We start from the raw sequence: 22,369 nt of genomic DNA, 5'->3' as shown, positions 1-22,369 counted from the left end.
GAAGCAGCAAGCATGCCACGGCGCTCTGCCGACGCACGGCGCGGGCGCGCCGTCATCAGCGCGCGCCGTGCTGTAACTCTTGCATGATGGCGGCAAGAACTACGGAGTCCCGCGTATTGCCGCCTCGCCTTCTATCGACACAACAGCGGTACTTCCGCGAAGCCGCGAAAACGCACGCGTCCGCCGCGCGTCGGCTCGCCATCGAGCTGATACGACGGAAAACGTCGAACGAAACGTCCGATGGCGATCCGTGCCTCGAGCCGTGCCAGCGAAAGCCCCGCGCATTGATGGATGCCGAAGCCAAAAGCAAGGTGCCGGTTCGGCTCGCGGCGGATATCGAAGCGGTCGGGCTCGGCGAACTGCTCGGGATCGCGATTCGCCGCGCCGATGCACAGCGTGACCGGCGTGCCGCGCGCGACCGGCAGGCCGCCGATTTCGGTATCGACAGTGGTCATGCGGTTGCCGAGCTGGTTCGAGCTCTCGAAGCGCAGGCATTCCTCGATAGCCGATTCGATCAACGACGGTTCGGCGAGCAAGGCCGCGCGTTGGTCCGGCCATTCGGTCAGCGTGACTAGCCCGTTGCCGATCAGATTCGTGGTAGTTTCGTGGCCTGCATTCAGTATGAAGATGCAGTTTTGCAGCAGTTCTTCTTCCGACAATTGCTCGCCGCCGGCCTCGCCCTGAATCAGCCGCGTCAGCACATCGTGCTGCGGATCGCCCGGCTCGCGTCGGCGCCGCGCGACCAGGCCGCGCAGATAATCGACGAATTCGCTGACGGCACGGTTGCCGCGCTCGAATTGCGCGTCGGTGAGCGACGGTTCGAGCGCGCCGAGAATCGCGAGCGACCAGTCGCGCAACGGGGCGCGTTCGGCATGCGGCACGTCGAGCAGATTGCCGATGATCTCCACCGGAATCGCCGACGCGAAGTCGCCGATCAGGTCGATGCGTCCGCGCTCGGCAGCGGCGTCCAGCAAGCCGTCGACGAGTTGGACCAGACCCGGCTCCATCGCCGCGATTGCTCGCGCGGTCAACGCGCCGGCGATCAGCTTGCGCACGCGCGTATGGCGCGGCGGATCGTTGAATACGAGACTCGTGGTGTGATGCGTGTAGAGCGGCGAGTCGCCGTACTTCGGACGGAATTCGACGGTCTTGTCCGAACTGAAGGTTTTCGGGTCGCGGTACACCGCCTGCACGTCGCGAAAGCGCGTGAGAAAGAGCGAGCCGTCCGGCATGCGCTTGACGGGTTCGTGAGCGCGCAGCGCGTGGTAGACCGGGTATGGGTCCGCATAGAACTCGGGGCTCAGGTGGCGCAGATCGAAGTTGCGCGCGAGGGTGGCTGCGTCGGCGGTCGCCGTGGACATGCGTTGTCTCCTTGTTGTGTGTTTCTGTGCTCGTGTGTTTCTGTGCTCGTGTGTTGCGGGGCGTGTTTTGGTCGGGCGCTCGCTGCGTTTTGCGTTTTGCGTGTGCTTTGCCTGTACGTTGGCTGTGCGTTGCCACTGCTTCGCGGCGCTTCAGTGCAATGAAGTCCGTTTGAACTTCACGCCAAAATCTCGCGGCGGCTTCTGCATGCAATGGCAGTGAGCAGTGAGCGTGGTTTGATGCGTCAGTATGAACCGGGCGGACGCGGATTGCACTTGAGCCAACGCCCTGTTTGCGTTTCACGCGCGCAGAGGCGCTCGACGGCGGCAGCAAAGCACTAGGACGGCCCCCTAGCCCCCGAGCCGTTACAATAGCGGCATTTTCCGCGCGCCTCGCGCGCTCGCCCTTTCCCGCGTCAATGCGTCGTTCATGAACCTCGTCATCCAAAGCCCCGCGCCCCTTTCCGCCGATCACCACAAGACGCTCGTCGCGCTCGCACGCGGCTCGCACGCGACCGTCATCGATGCGACCGCGATTCGCATTGCCGACGCCGACGTCGCGCAGCGCCCCGACCTCGACGTCTATTGCGGCACGCATCGGCTGGACTACGCGTTTATCGAAAGCGGCCGCCGCTTGCGCGACTTCGGGCTCGTGGCGATGGACATGGATTCGACGCTGATCACGATCGAATGTATCGATGAGATCGCCGATTTCTGCGGCCTGAAAGCGGAAGTGGCGGCGATCACCGAGGCCTCGATGCGCGGCGAAATCAAGGACTTCAACGAAAGCCTGACGCGCCGCGTGGCGCTTCTGAAGGGCCTCGACGCGAGCGCGCTCGAACGCGTGTACGAAGAACGCCTGCAACTCTCGCCAGGCGCCGAGCGGATGCTGGCAGGCGCAAAAGAAGCCGGGCTGAAAACGCTGCTGGTCTCGGGCGGTTTCAACTTCTTCACCGAGAAGCTGAAGGCGCGGCTTGGACTCGACTTCACGCGCGCCAATACGCTCGAGATCGTCGACGGCAAGCTGACCGGCAAAGTGCTCGGCGAAATCGTCAATGCCGATGTCAAAGCGCGCACGCTGCGCGAGACCTGTGCGCAACTGAACATCGAGCCGTCGCGCGCGATTGCAATGGGCGACGGTTCCAACGACCTGAAGATGATGGCGGAAGCCGGACTTTCGGTCGCGTTCCGTGCGAAGCCGGTAGTACGCGAAGCGGCCAGCGTGGCGTTCAACTACGTGGGGCTCGACGGGTTGTTGCGGTTGTTTGAAGCGTGATGCAGTTCGACGGACCGGCGCGATAGCTCGACGCGACGGTGCGATGATGTGATGGCCAGGTGAAACGGCTGCATGATCGTCAACCAATGCTGCGCCTGACGGCGCAACCAGGCGACGTTATTTTCTCGGAAGCCCGAGAAGAAATAATAAAGCCGTGCTGATCCCGTCGACGACGATGAAGATGGTGGACCACTTCACAAGACGCGTGCGATTTTGTTCCGATGCCAGAAAACTTACGACCTTATTCATAGTGCCTCCTTGAGTGGTCAGTATAACGGCCCGACTATCCCATAAATGACATGATGCAGATATGTAGGATTGCCAATAGTAGGGCGGCCGCACACGTGGATGCGATCGAGCAGCCGATTGCCGTTCGGGAGAACGTCCGCGCCGCCGGACGCGCAGTATCGGAGTTAGAGGCTGCAGCCGGCCGGGCGTACCGTGTACTCAGAAGACACGTCATCACCACAATAGAACACGCAAACGCGAGCAGGCAAAAAGCCACAATCCCCGACTCCAGAATCGGCGCAGCAGCGCTGCCTTGTTCCAACGCCGTCACCAGTTCATACACTCCGGCAGCGCACAGACCGATCGCACACCAGAACAGTTGTCCGTCCTTGATCGAGTCGGCGATCAATTCTTTCGCCACCGTCCAGCCATGTGCCGGCGCGACGAGCGCCAGCGTGAAGACAGGGCCGACGATCGGCACGCCGAGGTTCAGCAACATCCAGAAGAATAGGTTCATCGAAGCTCGCGGTCGTGCTCGGCAGTGAAATCGGATACGCACGATCGTAGCGTTTGCGCACTGCCGCGGCTATTCAGCCAAACGGCTAGTTCGTGAGGCAAAGCATAAGAAAAAAGCCCACTGAAAACCGAAGTCCAGTGGGCTTGTGTCGCTGCAACATTGCGTCGTCGCGGCGCGGAAAATTCACATCAGGTTTGCCTAAACTTCACGCGAGCGCCGCGAGACATTGCTCGATGTCGGCGCGCAGATCCGCTTCCTCCTCGAGGCCGATATAGAACCGGACCAGCGTGCCGCGATGCGGCCATTGCGCCTCGGTCCGCATCGACGCGATGTCGTACGGCATCACGAGGCTATGCGCCCCGCCCCAGCTCCAGCCGATGGCAAAGAGCTCCAGCGACTCGCAGAACGTGTCGATTTGCGCCGCACTATAGCGGGCGTCGAACACGACGGAAAACAGTCCGCCCGCGCCCGTGAAGTCGCGTTCGTAAAATTCATGGCCTGGACAGTCGGCGATGGCGGGATGCAGCACCGCGGCAATTTCCGGCCGCGTCTTCAGCCACTGCGCGAGCGCGAGCGCCGAGCGGTCGTGCTGCTGAAAGCGCACCTGCATGGTCGGCAGGCTGCGCAGAATCAGCGAGCAGTCATCCGACGATACGCCGAGCCCCATGCGCATGCGCGCCGACTTCAGCTTCAGATGCAACTCGCGATCGACGGTAATGGTCGCGCCCATCAGCACGTCGCCGCCGCCCGATTGGTACTTGGTCAGCGCCTGCACCGAAATGTCCACGCCGTGATCGAACGGCCGGAAAGCGAGGCCGGCGGACCACGTGTTGTCGATCGCCGTGACGACGTTGCGCGCGCGGGCCGCGGCCGTGATCGCGGGCACGTCGGACACTTCCATCGTCACCGAGCCGGGCGCCTCGAGCCAAATGAGCCGCGTGTTCGGCTGGATCAGGTCGGCGATTCCCGCGCCGATCATCGGATCGTAGTAGCGCGCCGTCACGCCGAAATCGCGCGCGAGCCAGTCGGCGTGATCGCGATTCGGCGAGTAGACGTTATCGGGAATCAGCACGTCGTCGCCCGACTTCACAAGCCCGAAGTACACGTTCGAAATCGACGACAAGCCGGACGGCTGCAACAGCGCGTGATTGCCGCCCTCGATGGCGGCAAGGCGCTGCGCGAGCGCTAACGACGTGGGCGTCGCATGCAGGCCGTAGCGCCACTGCGCGTCGTTTTTCCAGTCGAGCGCGCGCATCGTCGCGAGATCGGGAAATACGACCGTCGACGCGCGCGTCACCGGCACGGAGAAAGACTCGAAGCCCGGCGTGAGTTGGTCTTCGGCTTGCACGATGCGGGTTTGCAAAGCCCGCTTGAGTTTTGATTGGGTCATGGCGAATTCGATGAAAAAGACAATGCGACGAGCGGACAATGCCGCGCCGTTCACGCAAGAGTAGACGAGTCGGCGGATTTTCGCCGCGGCGGGCGCAAGGGCCGCGAGGCTCGCGCCGTGGCGCGATTACTCGCCGGTTTGGAGATTGCTGACGCCGCCCACCGGGTGGCCCGCGCCGGTTGCGGGTGCGGATTGAGCCGGCAACGAAGGTGCGGTTGCAGCAGGCGCAGTCACATTACCCGGCTTACCCGCGGCCGGCACCGCTTGCCCCGCCGCCAGCGGCTTCAGATCGAACGGCTGCGGGTCGGAATCGTCGACGTTCATCCGCTCGCCGGCCAGCGAACCGTCGGCGGCAAACTTGCCGACCCAGTTCCCTGTGATGTGCGTGCCGTCGTTCGACTCCTCGACTTCGAGCGTGTCGCCGTCACGGTCCCCCGCGATCAGGATCACTTCGCCGGTATCCGCGAACTGATATTCGCCGTGGACGCCCGCCGGATCGTCGGCTTTCGGGCCTAGGCGCAGCACGATTGGCCGCGAGCCGAGCGTGCCGCTGTAGCGCGGCAATTTCGCGAATTCGGGGCTCGGCTTGAGCGGCAACTGGATCGGCGGCGGCGCGGCGAGTTCCTTGACTGCGTCGCTTTGCGCGCAGGCCGCGCCCGGAAACCAGGCCACCGCGCTCACCGAGAGCAATGCGGCAACACTCGTCACGGCCCAGCCGCGCCGGCGTACCGCGCCTTCCACCGATTTCACTTCCCGCATCCGTCGATCCTCATTGCTTGATACAGCTTGTGCGCCGTTCGCGACACCGTTCGTAAAATTCAGATCCGCTCGAAGACCGCCGCGATGCCCTGCCCGCCGCCGATGCACATCGTCACGAGCGCGTAGCGCCCGCCGATGCGCTGCAGTTCGTACAGCGCCTTCACGGTGATTAGCGCGCCGGTCGCGCCGATCGGATGACCGAGCGAAATGCCCGAGCCGTTCGGGTTGACCTTGGCCGGATCGAAGCCCAGTTCCTTGCTGACCGCACAGGCTTGCGCGGCGAACGCCTCGTTGGCCTCGATCACGTCGAGATCGGCGACCGTCAGGCCGGCGCGCTCGAGCGCCTTGCGCGTCGCCGGCACCGGACCGATGCCCATATACGCCGGATCGACACCCGCATGCGCGTACGACACGAGCCGCGCCAACGGCTTGATGCCGCGCTGCTCGGCGACGCCGCGCTCCATCAGCACGACGGCCGCGGCCGCGTCGTTGATGCCCGACGCATTGCCCGCCGTCACCGTGCCGTTTTCCTTCGCGAACACGGGCTTGAGCTTCGAAAAGTCTTCCGCCGATGCGTTCATGCGCGCGTGTTCGTCGGTGTCGAACACGACATCGCCTTTCTTCGACGCCAACGTGATCGGCAGGATCTGTTCCTTGAAGTAGCCGTTCGTGATCGCGTGCGCCGCGCGGCGATGCGATTCTAGTGCGAGCGCGTCTTGCGCTTCGCGCGAAATTTCGTATTTGCGCGCGACGTTTTCCGCGGTCACGCCCATATGGATCGACTGGAACGGATCGTTCAGCGCGCCGACCATCATGTCGACGAGCCGCGCGTCGCCCATGCGCTGACCGAAGCGCGCGGCGGGCATCGAGTAAGGCGCGCGGCTCATGTTCTCCGCGCCGCCGCCGATCGCGATGTCGGCGTCGCCGAGCAGCACGCTCTGCGCGGCCGAGACGATGGCCTGCAAGCCCGAGCCGCACAGCCGGTTGACGGTGAGCGCGGGCGTGTGCTGCGCGACGCCGCCGTTGATCGCGGCCACGCGCGCGAGGTACATGTCTTTCGGTTCGGTATGCACGACATTGCCGAACACGACGTGCCCGACTTCGTCGCCGGACACGTTGGCGCGCAGCAGCGCCTCGCGCACGACGCGCGCGCCGAGTTCGGTCGGCGCAATATCCTTCAGACTGCCGCCGAAACCGCCGATTGCCGTACGCACACCGCTCACCACCACTACGTCCCGTTGCATCGTTCGCTCCTCTTTCAGTCTCTGCCGATAGTTTTGCTGCGGCGTGACCAGCATCGCCACGCGCGCCTTTACGACGCTCAGCCCGCCAGAATCTCTTCGACCGCCGCGCGCGAAGGAATCGGCGCGACCGCGCCATAGCCTTGCGTGGACAGCGCCGCCGCAACGTTCGCATAACGCGCGGCTTCGAATGGATCGTCGCCCTCAACGAGGCGCGCGATAAACGCGCCGCCGAAGCAATCGCCCGCGCCGGTTGCATCGACCGCATTGACGACGTGGCCCGGCACGACGCGCCGTTCATCCGGCGTCGCGATATACGAGCCGTCCTTGCCGAGCTTCAGCGCCACCACTCGCGGACCGTGCGACAGCAGAAAGTCGACGATCTCGTCGCGGCCCGTCAAACCGGTAAGCTCCGTGACGTCGTCCCAGCTCGGCAGGCAGATGTCGGTTTGCCGGATCGCTTCGAGCATCACGGCGCGCGCGCGGTTCAGTGGCCACAGCTTGAGGCGTAGATTGGTGTCGAAGCTCACGCGCACGCCGTTGGCGCGAGCATGCGCGATCGCTTCGAGCGCCGCGTCGCATGCGGACAGGCTGATCGCGAGACTGATGCCCGACAGATGGATGACCTTGGCCGCGGCAATCGCGTCGAGCGGCAGGTCATGCGGCGCATAGCGGCTCGCCGCCGAGCCCGCTCGCAGATAGTCGAACGCGTGGCCGTCCGGACCGTGCGACACGAAATACACGCCGGTCGACGCCTGCGGATCGACGCGCACCTGCGCCGTGTCCACGTTCTCGCGTTCCCACAGGTCGATCAGCAGCCGACCGAAATGATCGGCGCCGACCGCGGACACGAAGCCCGTCCGCGCACCTTGCCGCGCTGCCGCGATGCAGAAGTTCGACGTATCGCCGCCGAAGCCTTGCAGATACTTCGGCTCGCCTTTCGCCGACTGGTTGAACTCGATCATCGCCTCGCCAAGCGCGAGAATGTCCGGGTTAGCGGGCGTGTTCACCGTCATCGTTCAGACCTCGCCCCACAGGTCGTGACCGTCCGCGCCGGTGATTTTCACCGACACGAAGTCGCCGACCTTATAACGCTTCGACGCCTTCGCGGCCGGCGCGATATACACGACGCCGTCGATCTCCGGCGCATCCGCGGCCGTGCGGCCAATGCCGCCGTCGGCGTTGATTTCGTCGACGAGCACTTTCAGCGTCTTGCCGACCTTCTTCGCGATCCGTTTGGCCGACACTTGTTCGGCCACTTCCATGAAGCGCGCGCGACGCTCTTCGCGGACTTCGTCCGGCAACGCGCCGTCGAGCTCGTTCGCCGTTGCGCCTTCGACCGGCGAATACGCGAAGCAGCCCACGCGATCCAGTTCGGCTTCGCGGATGAAGTCGAGCAGCGCCTGAAACTGCTCCTCGGTCTCGCCGGGAAAGCCCGCGATAAACGTGCTGCGGATCGTGAGGTCCGGACACATCTCGCGCCACGCCTTCACGCGCTCCATCACCTTCTCGGCGTTGGCCGGGCGCTTCATGCGCTTGAGCACTTCGGGATGCGCGTGCTGGAACGGCACGTCGAGATACGGCAGCACGTGGCCCTTGTACGGACCCGTTGCCATCATCGGAATGACTTCGTCGACGCTCGGGTACGGATACACGTAATGCAGGCGCACCCACGCGCCGTATTGCGCGGCCAGTTCGCCGAGCGCGCCGACGAGATCGGTCATGCGCGTCTTGATCGGCTTGCCGTTCCAGAACCCGGTGCGATATTTGACGTCGACGCCGTAGGCGCTCGTGTCCTGCGAAATGACGAGCAGTTCCTTCACGCCGGACTTGAACAGATTCTCGGCTTCCAGCATCACTTCCGCGACCGGACGCGACACGAGGTCGCCGCGCATCGACGGAATGATGCAGAAGGTGCAGCGATGATTGCAGCCTTCGGAAATCTTGAGGTACGCGTAATGGCGCGGCGTGAGCTTGACGCCCGCGGGCGGCACGAGATCGACAAACGGATCGTGCGGCTTCGGCAGATGCATGTGAACATGCTGCATCACTTCGCCGACAGCATGCGGGCCGGTCACGGCCAGCACTTTCGGATGCACTTCTTCGATGAGGCCCGAGCCGCTCGCGCTCTTCTTCGCGCCGAGGCAGCCGGTCACGATCACCTTGCCGTTTTCGTTGAGCGCCTCGCCGATGGCGTCGAGGCTTTCCTGCACCGCTTCGTCGATGAAACCGCAGGTATTGACGACCACGAGGTCCGCGCCGTCATAGGTGCCCGAAATCTCGTAGCCTTCGGCGCGCAGCTGCGTGATGATCTGCTCGGAATCGACTAAAGCTTTTGGACAGCCGAGGCTAACGAACCCTACCTTCGGACTGGAAGGCGTCGGCGAGGCGGAAGAAGTGGTTTGCGACATAGGTGAATCCGGCGGATAGCGGTGACGTGGCGACAATGGGGATCGGGGATGGTGCGGCAAGCGGTGTGGCAAGGACAGGCGGCTCAGAAACCCATGTCCCCGACTGCTGAAGATTCAGCGCCCCGCGCACGCAACCCGCTATTGTACCGCGCGCATTGGGCACACGTTGGGGCACACGTTGGGGCACACGTTGGGGCACACGTTGGGGCACACGTCGGGGCACGCGTTCGGACCCGCACCCGCACCTGAGCCGCTCGCCTACCCGCCGTCCGCCGTCCGCAACGAGCGCGAACGCCGACACAACCCTACGTCACTTCTTCTCCGGCTCCGGATTCGCCTGCGGAGTGGCGGTAGCAGACGGTGCCGCGGAGTTTGCGCCGCCCGGCGTGAACGGGAACGTCGCGAACATCGACTTCGCCTGGTTCTGCATCTGCTCCTGCATCTGCACGAACATGTTCTTCGACTGCTCGATGTAGCTGGTCATCATGCCTTGCATCATCGGCGCCTGCATGTTCATGAATTGCGACCAGACCTCCGGGTTCATCGCCTTGCCTTCGTACAGGTTCTTCGACTGGTCGGCGAGCTTTGCCTGAATGTCGATGAACGCCTGGATGTTCTTCTCCAGATACGTGCCCATCATGCCCTGCATCGCATGGCCGTAGAAACGGATGATCTGCGACAGCATCGACGACGAGAACATCGGCAGCCCGCCGCTCTCCTCTTCGAGAATGATTTGCAGCAGGATCGCGCGCGTCAGGTCCTCGTTGCTCTTCGCATCGATAACCTTGAAATCCTCCTGGTCCAGCACGAGCTGCTTGACGTCCGTCAGCGTGATGTACGTGCTTGTCTCGGTATCGTAAAGCCGCCGATTCGGATATTTCTTGATCAGTCGTTCGGCTGCTTTCTTTGTAGTAGTAGTCATGTAACGCCTTTGAGCGCAAGTAAAGCGCGGACGGCGTGCCGGCTGCGCAATCGGGCCGTTGCGCAACGGGACGCCGCCGGAACCATCCGAGCGGGGCGCGCTGCCTCGTGAGCGGCGCGCCGCTTGCTCAGCCCATATGCAAACCGCCGTTCAGCGAGAAATCGGCACCCGTGGAAAAACCCGATTCTTCGGACGCGAGCCACGCGACGATCGAGCCGATCTCATCCGGCCGGCCGAGGCGGCGCACCGGAATCGTCGCAACGATCTTTTCGAGCACGTCGGGGCGGATCGCCTTGACCATGTCCGTGCCGATGTAGCCAGGCGACACGGTGTTGACCGTCACGCCCTTGGTGGCCACTTCCTGCGCGAGCGACATCGTGAAGCCGTGAATGCCGGCCTTCGCGGTCGAGTAGTTGGTCTGGCCGAACTGCCCTTTCTGCCCGTTCACCGACGAAATATTGATGATGCGCCCAAAGCCGCGCTCCACCATCCCGTCGATCACCTGCTTGGTGACGTTGAAGAGACTGGTCAGGTTGGTGTCGATCACCGCGGTCCAGTCTTCGTGCGTCATCTTGCGGAACACGACGTCGCGCGTGATGCCCGCGTTGTTCACCAGCACGTCGATCTCGCCGACTTCGGCCTTGACCTTGTCGAACGCGGCCTTGGTCGATTCCCAGTCGCCGACGTTGCCTTCGGATGCGACGAAGTCGAAGCCGAGCGCCTTCTGCTCTTCGAGCCATTTCACGCGGCGCGGCGAATTCGGGCCGCAGCCCGCGACGACCCTGTAGCCTTCCTTGTGCAGGCGCTGGCAAATGCTCGTGCCGATGCCGCCCATTCCGCCCGTTACATACGCAATTCGCTGTGTCATAACCTAGACTCCGTTGTCGTTCTTGAGGCGCCGGCCGGCTGCCCCAGCCGGCTACCTCTACCCTCGCCTGATGCTTTGTCCACACTGCCGCCGGGCGACCGGCCGGCGAGGCCGCTCTCGGGCGTCACACGAGCGCGCGCCGGATTCGCAAAGCGGCGCGCGTCAACACCGTGCACGGCGCCTGATGCGCGGTCGGCGTGCGGATCGTCGTCAAACGCGCTCGAGCGCCAGCGCGACGCCCATGCCGCCGCCGATGCACAGCGAAGCCAGGCCCTTCTTCGCATCGCGCTTCTGCATTTCGTGCAGCAGCGTGACGAGAATCCGGCAGCCGGACGCGCCGATCGGATGGCCGATCGCGATCGCGCCGCCGTTCACGTTGATCTTCGACGTGTCCCAGCCCATCTGCTTGTGCACGGCGAGCGCCTGCGCGGCGAAGGCTTCGTTGATCTCCATCAGATCGAGATCGTTCACGCTCCAGCCCGCGCGCTCCAGACAGCGCTTCGACGCCGGCACCGGACCCATGCCCATGATCTTCGGATCCACGCCCGCGTTCGCGTACGCCTTGATGCGCGCAAGCGGCGTGAGACCGAGCGCTTCGGCCTTTTTCGCGGACATGACGACCACAGCCGCCGCGCCGTCGTTCAGACCCGACGCGTTAGCCGCCGTGACCGTGCCTTCCTTCGAGAACGCCGGCTTCAGACCTGCCAGCGACTCGGCCGTCACGCCGTGACGCACGAACTCGTCGGTGGCGAAACGCACCGGGTCGCCCTTGCGCTGCGGAATCTCGACCGGCACGATTTCGTCGTCGAAACGGCCCGACTTCTGCGCGGCTTCCGCCTTGTTCTGCGACAGCGCCGCGAACGCGTCCTGCTGTTCGCGCGTGATGTCGAATTCCTTCGCGACGTTTTCCGCCGTCACGCCCATGTGATACTGGTTGTACACGTCCCACAGACCGTCGACGATCATCGTGTCCACGAGCTTGGCGTCGCCCATGCGGAAGCCGTCGCGCGAGCCCGGCAGCACGTGCGGCGCCGCGCTCATGTTTTCCTGACCACCGGCGATCACGATGTCCGCGTCGCCCGCGATGATCGCGTTGGCCGCGAGCATCACCGCTTTGAGGCCCGAACCGCAGACCTTGTTGATCGTCATGCCGGGCACCGCGGCGGGCAGACCCGCCTTGATCAACGACTGGCGCGCCGGATTCTGTCCCGAGCCCGCCGTCAGCACCTGGCCCAGAATGACTTCGCTCACCTGCTCGGGCTTCAGGCCCGCACGTTCCAGCACCGCGCGAATCACGGTCGCGCCGAGTTCGGGCGCGGCGATCTTCGCCAGCGACCCGCCGAATTTGCCCACTGCCGTACGCGCGGCCGATACGATCACAACATCAGTCATTTCCATATCCTCCGGGCTTCGCGGCCAATCTGGCCGTGGCCCGTCAAGTTAAAAATCTCGTTGCTCGTGAACCTGCTAGCTCGTCTTGCCCCGTTGCGTTGGGTGGCATCTGAGATCGTGTTCTTACTCGCGCTTGCACACGTAGCGGCCCGGCGCCGGCTCGATGACCGGGAATTCCTCCGAGCCCGCCGCGGCGCGCGGCTTCACTTTCCTGCCGCCGTACTGATCGAGCCACGTGGTCCACTCGGGCCACCAGCTTCCGGGCACTTCCTTCGCCTCGCCGAGCCAGTCGTCCGGGTTCTCGGGCAAGCTCTTCTGCTCGCCCTCGAGCGTCCAGTAGCTGCGCTTGTTTTTCGCGGGCGGGTTGATGACACCCGCGATATGACCCGACGCGCCGAGCACGAACTTCAACGGTCCGGTGAGGAGCGGCGCCGACGCATAGGCCGACGGCCACGGCACGATATGGTCGTCGCGTGAACCGTAAATGAAGGTGGGCACGTCGATCTTCGACAGATCGACCGGCTCGCCGCAGGTGGTCACTCCACCCGGTTCGCGCAGACGATTCTCGAGATACGTATTGCGCAGATACCAGACGTACATGGGACCGGGCAGGCTCGTGGAGTCGCTGTTCCAGTACAGCAGGTCGAACGGCACCGGCGTGCGTCCCTTCAGATAATTGTCGACGACGTAGTTCCACACCAGGTCGTTCGGACGCAGGAACGAAAACGTGTTGGCGAATTCGATGCCGCGCATGAGTCCCGCCGGCGCACCGTTCTTGCCGCCGATGGTCTGCTCGCGCATTTGCACATGCGCTTCGTCGACGAAAATATCGAGCACGCCGGTGTCGGAAAAGTCGAGCATCGAAGTGAGCAGCGTCATCGACGCGGCCGGATGTTCGCCGCGCGCCGCCGCAACCGCGAGCGCGGTGGCGAGCATCGTGCCGCCGATGCAGAAGCCGAGCGTGTTGATCTGCTCGCGGCCGCTGATCTTGCTCACGGTTTGCATCGCGGTGAATACGCCCTCGCTGACGTAGTCGTCCCACGTCTTATGCGCGATGGAGGCGTCCGCATTGCGCCACGAAATCAGGAACACCTGGTGGCCCGAATCGAGCGCATGGGCGACGAGCGAGTTCTCCGGCTGCAGATCGAGAATGTAGTACTTGTTGATGCAAGGCGGCACGATCAGAAGCGGCCGCTCGCGCACGGTCGCCGTGCGCGGCTTGTACTGGATCAACTGCATCAGGTCGTTTTCGAACACGACCGAGCCTTCGGTGGTCGCGAGATTTTCGCCGACCACGAAACGCGATTCGTCCGTCTGCGAAATCTTGCCGCGCTGCATGTCGGCAAGCAGATTCATCACGCCTTGCCGCAAGCTCTCGCCCTGGCTCTCGAGCAAGGTCTTTTGCGCCTCGGGATTCAACGCTAGGAAATTGCTCGGCGACGCGGCGGCCGTCCATTGCTGAACGGCGAAGCGGATGCGCTCGCGCACTTTCGGCTCGGTCTCGAGCGCGTCGACCATTTCCTGCAGATAGCGCGCGTTCAGCAGATACCATGCGGCGGTGAATGCGAAGGCCGGCGTGGCGCTCCATGCGTCCGAGCTGAAGCGGCGGTCCTTCAGTTCGGGCGCCTTCGGCGCCGCGCCGCCGCCGCTTGCCTGCTGCAGCAGCACCATCGCTTCACGCGTGTAGTCGGCTTGCAGTTTCTGCAGACGTTCAGGAGGAATCGCCGCGGCAGGTAGGCTCAGACCGGCGAACGACGGCATGCCGGGTATCCCACCACCGGCACCCGCTGCACCCGCTGCGAGCTTGCTGAAGTCAGGCATGCCAGGGAACGATGGCATCGACGGCATGCCGGGCACGCTCCACGGCGCCGCGCCTTGAACCGGAGGAAATTGCGGCATCGCGAACGGCGCGCCGTTGCCGCCGCCCGCCGTGCCTGCGCCCAACGAGCGCCAGGCGTTTAACCACGCGTCGAAAAATGGCTGAAGGCCCGCGGTCGCTGCGGCGCCGCTCGCGCCACTGGTGCCGGCCTGCTGCGTTTGCTCCTTCGAGGAGTCGGTGCTGGGGGAAGCTGGGGAATGAGGAGCTGCCATACCTGCTTTTGACCGGTAAGTCCTTGCGGACGGTTGAGAGGCAGGTTCTTGCGCACGTGGGCGATCGCTCGCGCCCTCGTCACGCCCTGTCCCATGTACGAGGAGCTGTGAGGAACATTCTTGCTCCCCATCGCAAGGCATGTCAATGCTTGTTCCCGATTTTGCCGCAGTGCGATAGTTTTTTAATTATCGTTTTCCCTGTATCACTGGCCGGCATTTTCAGACATATGTCAATCGAATGGCGGATTGCGAAAAAACGCTGTATTGCCGCGCTTAATTCACATTTATTGCTCGGTGTTAATGCGGGTATTAACGGACGAAACGATTCCGTTCGACGCTTCCGGCAGCGCAGCAAAATGCGAGTCGCGCTCGTCTCAGTCGCCGAGTGTCTGAGCTTCGTTGTCGAGCCAGATCAATGCGGCCATGCGCCCTGTCTCACGATCGCGGCGGTATGAATAGAAGCGCTCGCGCTCGCTGACCGTGCACATGTCGCCGCCGACAACGCGCGTCACGCCGAGCCGCTGCAAACGCAGACGAGCCAGCGCCGGAAGATCCGCAAGATATTTGCCGTCGGTTCGCGGATGCGCGACGAAGGCGCTCGCGGTTGCATCGCGTTCGCTCGCTTCCGCGCCGTCGAGGAATGCGTCGCGCACGTCGGGCCCGACTTCGAACGATTGCGGTCCAATGCAAGGTCCGAGATACGCGTGCAACGCGTGCGCTTCTACGCCGGCGAGTTCGGCGACGCGGCCGGCCGTCTGCTCGACGATGCCCGCAGCGAGTCCGCGCCAGCCCGCGTGCGCCGCGCCCACTGCACGGCCGGTTTCGTCGCACAGAAGCACCGGCATGCAGTCCGCGATCATCACTACGCACGCGATGCCCGCGCGATCCGTGGCGCTCGCGTCCGCTTGCGTCGGCGCGCCGTTCGCTTGCGCTTCGCGAAGCGCGTCCTCGGCTCGCACGATGCGCGCCGCGTGTACCTGATCGAGCCACGCGGCATCGGCGACGCCTGCCAGCGTGAGGAGCCGCTCCCGATTGGCCGCGACCGCGGCGGGATCGTCGCCGGACTTCATGCCGAGGTTCAGGCCGCCGGGTTCGTCCGCGCCGTCGCGCCAGCGACCGAACGGCGGCTTGCTCACGCCGCCGTTACGCGTTGTGACGAGCGCGCGCACGCGCGGCGCCACATTCCACGCGGGTTGCACGACATCGGCAAAGCTCAGTTCGGGCAGGCTGGTCATGCGCGATCGTCCTTGTCTTGCTGTGGGTTGTGGTCGTCGGGTTCGTCGGCTTGGTCGTGCTCGTCGGACTCGTCCTGCTCGTCGTATTCGCCGTGCGGATCGTGCTCGTCGGCGTCGTCGTGCTCGTCGTAGTCCGCGGCCTCGTAGCCGTCTTCCTCATAGTACGTCTCGTCGAACTCGCCCGCATCGTCGCGACCAAGACCCAGCGCCGCCGACAGCGCCGCGATATCTGCCGGCACGTCCGCGCGCCATTGCATCGTGCGGCCGGTCTTCGGATGAATCAGACCGAGGCGCCATGCATGCAGCGCCTGACGCGCGAACTCGCCGGGCAGCGGCGTCACCGAGCGCTTGCCGCGCGCGCGCCCATACACCGGATCGCCAAGCAGCGGATGGCCGATATGCGCGCAGTGCACGCGGATCTGATGCGTGCGGCCGGTTTCGAGATCGCAGTGAATCGCGGTGACCGGCTGACGCTGCCAGATCGCCGTATCGACGCGCCGGAAATGCGTGCGCGCCGGTTTGCCCGATGCGCCGGTCACGACGGCCATGCGCGTGCGCTCGCGCGGATCGCGGCCGATGGGCGCGTCGATCGTGCCTTCCTCGGGCATGTTGCCCCACACGAGCGCGAGATAGCGGCGCTTGACCGTGCGCGCCTGCAACTGGCGCACGAGGTCGGTCTGCGCCTCGAGCGTGCGCGCGACCACCATCAGCCCCGACGTTTCCTTGTCCAGCCGATGCACGATGCCCGCGCGCGGCAAGCCCGCCGCGGCGTCGCCGTAGCGGTACAGCAGACCGTTGAGCACGGTCCCGCTCCAGTTGCCGGCCGCCGGATGCACGACCATGCCGGCCGGCTTGTTGATGACGACGAGCGTGTCGTCTTCGTAGACGATCTCGAGCGGCACCGGTTCGGGCGTGAACGCGAGCTGTTCGGGCAGCAGGTCGGGCACGAGTTCGATGGTCGCGCCAAGCGGCACCGGCTGGCGAATCTTTGCCGGCTTGCCGTCGATCCGCACGCGCTCCGCCTCGATCCAGCTTTGCAGGCGGTTGCGCGAGAATTCGGGGAAAAGGCGCGCGAGCACCTTGTCGAGGCGCTCGCCTGCCAGTTCGTCGGGCACCACGACACTGCGCGGCGTTTCGTCCGCGACACGGTTTGCCACACTCGGCACCATGCTGGCGAGCGCGGCTTTGCCGAGCGCGTCGGCGGGGAGGTCGTCGTCGAGCGAATCGGGGCCCAACGCGTCGGAGGGGTCGGCGCTTACGTTATAATCTTCGTTGCTATTCCGGGCACCGGTTGCAGCGCCTGGAGTATTTGAGCGGGTCATTGAGTCTGGGTCACCTGGACGTAAAGCTAGACTGGAAAATGCGAGCCTTGAACACCATCACTAAAGCGGCGATCAATTTGAAGGCCATGAAGAGCGCGGCCCGGAAAGTGGCCGGATACATTGCGTGTGCCGCAGCCGTCGCGGTTGTTGCGGCTTGCCACGGCCTGCCGGAGAAGACCGACGAAACGGCAACGTGGAACAACAACAAATTATATACGGAGGCGAACGACGCCCTGAGCGGCGGCGACTTCGGCAAGTGCGCGAAGTACTTCGAAATGCTCGAAGGCCGCGACCCGTTCGGCCACTTCGCCCAGCAGGCGCAGATCAACGTCGCGTACTGCAACTGGAAAGACAATGAAGCCGCGGCTGCTGATCAGGCTATCGACCGCTTCATCCAGTTGCACCCGGATCACCCGGACATCGCCTATGCGTACTATCTCAAAGGCATGATCCACTTTAACGACGACCTCGGTCTCTTCGGCCGCTTTTCCGGCCAGGACATGAGCGAGCGCGATCCGAAGTCGCTGCGCGAGTCGTACGACGCGTTTAAGGTCGTGGTCGACCGGTATCCGAACAGCAAATATGCGCCGGACGCCGCCCAGCGCATGCGCTACATCGTGAACGCGCTGGCGTCGCACGAAGTCCATGCGGCGGATTACTACTACCGCCGTGGCGCGTATGTGGCTGCGATCAATCGCGCGCAGCTCGCGTTGAAGGAATACAAGAACGCACCGGCTATCGAAGACGCGCTGCACATCATGATGCTGTCGTATCAGAGGCTGAACCAGCCGCAACTCGCCGACGACACCAAGCGCGTGCTCGCCGGCACCTTCCCCGACAGCCCGTACGTCACGGGTCATGCAAGGCCGGGTAAGGAAAAGTCGTGGTGGCAGTTTTAAGCCGCGCCGCGGTGTGAACCGCGGCTGAACACGAGTTGCAAAGCAAAACGCCACGACTTCGGTCGTGGCGTTTTGCTTTATGCGTTAGCGGGATGGGTTGGCCATATCGACTAGCCGAATCAGTCCCGCTCGAACAACGCAATCGACTCGACATGCGACGTATGCGGGAACATGTTGACGACGCCCGCACCCACCAGCCGGTAGCCCGCCTCGTGCACGAGCAGACCGGCGTCGCGCGCAAGCGTCGACGGATTGCACGACACGTAGACGATGCGCTTCGGCAGCGGTCCATCGCCGCTTTGCGCGATTTCCGCCAGCGCCTTCGCGACGGCCAGTGCGCCTTCGCGCGGCGGGTCGACCAGAAACTTGTCGAAGTGGCCGAGCGCGCGCATGTCGTCGGCGGTGACTTCGAAAAGATTGCGGCATGCAAACGACGTGTGCGCCGCCACGCCGTTCAGCTCGGCATTGGCCAGCGCGCGCGAGGTCAGCACGTCGCTGCCTTCGATGCCCACCACTTCCCTCGCGATGCGCGCGAGCGGCAGCGTGAAATTGCCGATGCCGCAGAACAGATCCAGCACGCGGTCCGTGCGCGCGGGCGCGAGCAGGCGCAGCGCGCGGCTCACGAGCACACGGTTGATCGCGTGATTGACCTGCGTGAAGTCGGTCGGCTTGAACGGCATGCGGATGTTGTACTCGGGCAGCGTGTAGTCGAGCTGCACGTCGAGCGGATACAGCGGCGTGACCGTGTCCGGGCCGCCTGGCTGAATCCAGAACTGCACCTTGTGCTCATCGGCGAACTCGCGCAGCACTTGTTCGTCGGCGGCAGTCAAAGGCTCGAGATTGCGCACGACAAACGCCGTGACCGACGAGCCGACCGCCAGTTCGAGCTGCGGCATGCGGTCGTAGATGGACAGCTTGCGCACCATGAAGCGCAGCGGCATCAGCATCGCCGACACATGCGGCGGCAGCACTTCGCAGGTTTTCATATCCGCGATGTAGCTGCTCTTCTTCTCGTGAAAGCCAATGCGCATGCCGCCTTTTTCGGGCAGAAAACGCACGGCGAGACGCGCGCGATAGCGATAATCCCAGGCCGGTCCGTGAATCGGCCGGAACACCGTTTCGGGGCGCAGCTTCGCGAGATGCTGAAGGTTGTCCTCGAGCACGCGCTGCTTCACCGCGACCTGCGCGCGAATGTCGAGATGCTGCATCGAACAGCCGCCGCAAATGTCGAAATACGTGCATTTCGGCTTCGTGCGCATCACGCTTTCGCGGAACACCTGCACCACTTCGGCCTGTTCGAACTTCGGCTTGCTGCGATGTGTCGAGTAGCTCACGCGCTCGCCGGGCAGCGCGCCTTCGACGAAAATCACCTTGCCGGGTGTGCCGTCTTCGGACTCGATGCGGCCGACGCCGCGCGCTTCCATATCGAGCGAAACGATTTCGACGACCGGCTCGTTGCCGGTAATGACGGGCGCCGGAGCCGGCGCGGCTTTGTGGTATTTCGACGGGCGCTTCGGCGAGCGACGATGGTGGGCAGTTCGGGACACCTGCTACTTCCTGACAAACTTGGGGGAAAGGCGAGATTGTAGACGAAGCCGGCGCGAGCGACGCCCCGGCTCCGTGCACGCGGCCCCACGGCTATTGATCGAACGCCGCCAGATATTCCGCCCATTGCGGCGCGGTTTCGAGCGCGAGCGCGTTCTTGACGAGATTGATCTCGTCCGCATATTCGGCGGCGGAGAACGCGCCGCGAATCAACTGAAAGCGGCAATACAGCAGATACGTATTGACGACGTCGGTCTCGCAGTAATTGCGGATTTCCTCGATGCGCCCTTCCTGATACGCCTGCCACACCTGGCTGCCGTCCATGCCCATCTTGCCGGGAAAGCCGCACATCTTCGCGAGCGCGTCGAGCGGCGCGTTGGCGCGCGCCTGGTACATCGCGAGGACGTCCATGAGATCGGTATGGCGCGCGTGGTAGCGGCTGATGTAGTTGTTCCACTTGAACTCGCGGTCGTCCTCGCCGAGATCCCAGAACCGGTAGGCGGGAATCCCGTTGACGAGCGCGCGGTAGTTCAGCACCGGCAGGTCGAAGCCGCCGCCGTTCCACGACACGAGCTGCGGCGTGTACTTCTCGATCACGCGATAAAACGACTGCACCAGCGCCGCCTCGCCGTCTTCGAGCGTGCCGAGCGAGCGCACGCGAAAGCCGTTGTTATCGCGAAACACGCAGGAAATCGCGGCGATGCGTTGCAGATGATGCGGCAGAAAATCGCCGCCGGTCTTTTCGCGGCGCGCGGCGAACGCGTGCTCGGCGACTTCGGCGTCGCTCATCGTGGCGGGCAAATCTTCGAGACGGCGGATGCCGGCGACATCGGGAATCGTCTCGATGTCGAAAACAAGAATCGGTGTCATCAAGTCAGAGAACGGCGTCTTTGCGAACGCCATTAGAGGCGAAGAAGCGCTTTAACCGCACAAGCGCTTCCTGTTGGATCTGGCGCACACGCTCGCGCGTGAGGCCCATTTCATCGGCCAGCTCTTCGAGCGTGGCGGGTTCGATGTGATTCAGACCGAAGCGGCGTTCGATCACATGGCGATGCTTGTCCGACAGACGCGCGAGCCATGCGCGCGTGAGCGTTTCCAGTTCGCGATGCTGAACCTCCGCATCCGGCGACTGGCTCTGGTCGTCCGACAACAGATCGAGCAGACTGCTGGCCGGATCGAGATCGAGCGGCGCGTCGAGCGAGGCGGTGTGTTCGTTCAGCGCGAGAATGTCGGTGACTTCGTCGGTGGTCTTGCCGGTCAGATAAGCGATGTCGTCGATGCTGGCGTCGCGGCGCTCGGCTGCTTCGCCGGAGTTCATCGAATTCTTTTCCAGATGGCGCTTCGCACGCAGCACCTGATTGAGCTCGCGAATCACGTGCACCGGCAAGCGCACGGTGCGCGCCTGGTTCATGATCGCGCGCTCGATGCTCTGTCGGATCCACCACGTCGCGTAAGTGGAAAACCGGAAGCCGCGTGTCGGATCGAATTTCTCGATGGCGTGCATCAGGCCGAGGTTGCCCTCTTCGATCAGATCGAGCAGCGGCACGCCGCGATTCAGATAACCCTTAGCGATGCTGACGACCAGCCGCAGATTGCGCTCGATCATCACTTGCCGCGCTTCGAACTCGCCCGCCTTCGCGAGACGCGAGTACTTCTGCTCTTCCTCGACGGTGAGAAGCGGCTTCACGCTGATGCGATTCAGATAATGCTGGATCGTGTCGGCCGTGAGTTCGGCTTGCAGCAGCGCGCGGAAGTCGTCCGCGTCGGGCACGACCTCGGCTGCGCCTTCGCGCGCGTCGCCGCCTTCTTCGGCGCTCGGGCGCTCGTCGAGCTCGCGCTCTTCGACGAGCTCCTCTTCCGCTTCCGAAGCGCCGCTGTCGTCCACCGAAGCGGACGTGGCATTGCTGATCGTTTCAGATTCGGCTTGCGGCAGGCGGCGCTTCGGTTTCGGCATGGTCGTATCGCTTATTGCGGCGGCAAATACTTCAGTGGGTCGACAGGTTTACCCTGCCGGCGAACTTCGAAATGCAACATGACACGGTCTGAATCGCTGTTACCCATCTCGGCGATTTTCTGCCCCTTCGTGACCGCATCCCCCTCTTTTACCATCAAAGAGCGGTTGTGTGCATACGCGGTGAGATAAGTTGCGTCATGCTTGATGATAATTAGATTGCCGTAACCACGCAGCCCATTTCCGGCATAAACCACGCGGCCGTCCGCGGAGGCCTTCACCGCTTCGCCCGCCGCGCCGCCGATATTGACGCCCTTGTTGGTCGAATCGTTGAAGGTGCCGAGCAACTGGCCGCGCACCGGCCAGGAGAAGCTGATGTTGCTCGACGCGCCGGCAGTCGAATCGCTGGCTGCAGCGGCGTTCGACGGCGGCGTGAGCGCCGCGCTGTTCGCGCTCGAGCCGTAGATGGGCGGCGCGGCCACGCCGGCTGCCGCGCCCGTCGACGGCGCCGCGCCATTGAGCGGCGCGCTTTGCACCGCGCCGTTACTGCCGAGCGGCGCAGTCGCGACGCCCGGCGTCAGCGCAGCGGTGTTCGCGCCCGGCGGCACCACGCGCAGCAGTTGATCGACCTCGATCTGATTCGGGTTCGTGAGGTTGTTCCACGCGGAAATGTCGCGGTAGTTCTGGCCGTTCTCGAGTGCGATCCGGTACAGCGTGTCGCCCGGCTTCACGCGATAGTAGCCAGGCGGCGGCGGGCCGAGCGGCACGGCCGGTTGCTGCCCGGCCTGCGCGGCTTGCGTGCCGAGCACGCCGCCGCCGGAGCGGTCGACGACCGGCGCCTGATCGAGCCGGGATGCACAGGCTGTCATCAACAGGGACAAGGCGAGCACGCACACGCTACGCTGGGTTACGGACATGGGGACATTCAGGCTGGTTCTTTGCATCGCGCGCAACATACTCATCG

Annotated in this window: 19 protein-coding genes; 2 read left to right on the top strand and 17 right to left on the bottom strand. The window is 64.0% G+C overall.

Features of this window, described 5'->3' with window-relative positions; all coding sequences use genetic code 11:
• Positions 1-131: 131 nt before the first annotated feature.
• Positions 132-1,361 carry a cytochrome P450 gene (locus CUJ91_RS08260; RefSeq protein WP_114156076.1) on the bottom strand — a complete coding sequence of 410 codons (1,230 nt, stop codon included), beginning with the start codon at positions 1,359-1,361 and terminating at the stop codon, positions 132-134.
• A 427-nt stretch (positions 1,362-1,788) separates the two neighbouring features.
• On the opposite strand from CUJ91_RS08260, the gene serB reads away from it, so the two are divergent.
• Complete coding sequence (gene serB / locus CUJ91_RS08255) at positions 1,789-2,634, top strand: phosphoserine phosphatase SerB (protein WP_114156075.1); 846 nt, start codon at positions 1,789-1,791, stop codon at positions 2,632-2,634.
• A gap of 283 nt (positions 2,635-2,917) precedes the next feature.
• On the opposite strand, the gene CUJ91_RS08250 is transcribed toward serB, so the two are convergent.
• The 12 genes from CUJ91_RS08250 to CUJ91_RS08195 all read right to left on the bottom strand — a co-directional run bounded on the left by CUJ91_RS08250 (position 2,918) and on the right by CUJ91_RS08195 (position 17,010).
• Entirely contained in the window at positions 2,918-3,379 is a 462-nt protein-coding gene (locus CUJ91_RS08250) for a hypothetical protein (protein ID WP_029968309.1), read from the bottom strand.
• A 205-nt stretch (positions 3,380-3,584) separates the two neighbouring features.
• The gene (locus CUJ91_RS08245) at positions 3,585-4,769 is read right to left on the bottom strand and encodes a cystathionine beta-lyase (protein WP_053858035.1); all 1,185 of its coding nucleotides are present in this window, start codon (positions 4,767-4,769) and stop codon (positions 3,585-3,587) included.
• A 126-nt stretch (positions 4,770-4,895) separates the two neighbouring features.
• A complete protein-coding gene (locus tag CUJ91_RS08240; RefSeq protein ID WP_114156074.1) occupies positions 4,896-5,528 on the bottom strand; it encodes a hypothetical protein in 633 nt (210 codons plus the stop codon).
• Between the two features lie 59 nt (positions 5,529-5,587).
• On the bottom strand, positions 5,588-6,772 hold the full coding sequence (gene bktB / locus CUJ91_RS08235) for a beta-ketothiolase BktB (protein WP_006048888.1): 1,185 nt from the start codon (positions 6,770-6,772) through the stop codon (positions 5,588-5,590).
• Positions 6,773-6,849: 77 nt separating this feature from the next.
• Entirely contained in the window at positions 6,850-7,785 is a 936-nt protein-coding gene (locus tag CUJ91_RS08230) for a sugar kinase (protein WP_029968299.1), read from the bottom strand.
• A 3-nt stretch (positions 7,786-7,788) separates the two neighbouring features.
• Positions 7,789-9,180: a 30S ribosomal protein S12 methylthiotransferase RimO gene (gene rimO / locus CUJ91_RS08225; protein ID WP_114156073.1), complete on the bottom strand. Its 1,392-nt coding sequence runs from the start codon at positions 9,178-9,180 to the stop codon at positions 7,789-7,791.
• A gap of 310 nt (positions 9,181-9,490) precedes the next feature.
• Positions 9,491-10,102: a polyhydroxyalkanoate synthesis repressor PhaR gene (gene phaR / locus CUJ91_RS08220; RefSeq protein ID WP_006048885.1), complete on the bottom strand. Its 612-nt coding sequence runs from the start codon at positions 10,100-10,102 to the stop codon at positions 9,491-9,493.
• A 127-nt stretch (positions 10,103-10,229) separates the two neighbouring features.
• Entirely contained in the window at positions 10,230-10,970 is a 741-nt protein-coding gene (locus CUJ91_RS08215) for a 3-ketoacyl-ACP reductase (protein ID WP_006048884.1), read from the bottom strand.
• A gap of 210 nt (positions 10,971-11,180) precedes the next feature.
• Entirely contained in the window at positions 11,181-12,362 is a 1,182-nt protein-coding gene (locus tag CUJ91_RS08210; RefSeq protein ID WP_006048883.1) for an acetyl-CoA C-acetyltransferase, read from the bottom strand.
• A gap of 123 nt (positions 12,363-12,485) precedes the next feature.
• Positions 12,486-14,453, bottom strand: coding sequence for a class I poly(R)-hydroxyalkanoic acid synthase (gene phaC / locus CUJ91_RS08205; RefSeq protein ID WP_192698880.1), 1,968 nt, complete (start codon positions 14,451-14,453; stop codon positions 12,486-12,488).
• 374 nt (positions 14,454-14,827) lie between these two features.
• A complete protein-coding gene (pgeF, locus tag CUJ91_RS08200; protein ID WP_107707701.1) occupies positions 14,828-15,688 on the bottom strand; it encodes a peptidoglycan editing factor PgeF in 861 nt (286 codons plus the stop codon).
• Positions 15,685-17,010, bottom strand: coding sequence for an RluA family pseudouridine synthase (locus tag CUJ91_RS08195; protein WP_029968293.1), 1,326 nt, complete (start codon positions 17,008-17,010; stop codon positions 15,685-15,687). The genes pgeF and CUJ91_RS08195 overlap by 4 nt, the downstream gene beginning before the upstream one ends.
• A gap of 38 nt (positions 17,011-17,048) precedes the next feature.
• On the opposite strand from CUJ91_RS08195, the gene CUJ91_RS08190 reads away from it, so the two are divergent.
• The gene (locus CUJ91_RS08190) at positions 17,049-17,909 is read left to right on the top strand and encodes an outer membrane protein assembly factor BamD (RefSeq protein WP_006048879.1); all 861 of its coding nucleotides are present in this window, start codon (positions 17,049-17,051) and stop codon (positions 17,907-17,909) included.
• Positions 17,910-18,028: 119 nt separating this feature from the next.
• Here the strand turns inward: CUJ91_RS08190 and rlmD are convergent, their stop codons facing one another.
• From rlmD to CUJ91_RS08170, 4 genes are all read right to left on the bottom strand, one after another.
• Positions 18,029-19,456 carry a 23S rRNA (uracil(1939)-C(5))-methyltransferase RlmD gene (gene rlmD, locus CUJ91_RS08185; RefSeq protein ID WP_107707700.1) on the bottom strand — a complete coding sequence of 476 codons (1,428 nt, stop codon included), beginning with the start codon at positions 19,454-19,456 and terminating at the stop codon, positions 18,029-18,031.
• Positions 19,457-19,547: 91 nt separating this feature from the next.
• Positions 19,548-20,324 carry a 3'-5' exonuclease gene (locus CUJ91_RS08180; RefSeq protein ID WP_029968289.1) on the bottom strand — a complete coding sequence of 259 codons (777 nt, stop codon included), beginning with the start codon at positions 20,322-20,324 and terminating at the stop codon, positions 19,548-19,550.
• A gap of 4 nt (positions 20,325-20,328) precedes the next feature.
• The gene (rpoS, locus tag CUJ91_RS08175; RefSeq protein ID WP_006048876.1) at positions 20,329-21,408 is read right to left on the bottom strand and encodes an RNA polymerase sigma factor RpoS; all 1,080 of its coding nucleotides are present in this window, start codon (positions 21,406-21,408) and stop codon (positions 20,329-20,331) included.
• Positions 21,409-21,419: 11 nt separating this feature from the next.
• Positions 21,420-22,367 (bottom strand): peptidoglycan DD-metalloendopeptidase family protein, encoded by a 948-nt coding sequence (locus CUJ91_RS08170; protein WP_107707699.1) that lies wholly within the window; start codon positions 22,365-22,367, stop codon positions 21,420-21,422.
• Positions 22,368-22,369 lie beyond the last annotated feature (2 nt).

This window comes from Paraburkholderia graminis, assembly GCF_003330785.1.
GTDB classification, from domain to species: Bacteria; Pseudomonadota; Gammaproteobacteria; order Burkholderiales; family Burkholderiaceae; genus Paraburkholderia; species Paraburkholderia graminis.
The sequence above is the reverse complement of the archived record's forward strand: the minus strand, read 5'-3'. Positions and strand labels throughout refer to the sequence as shown.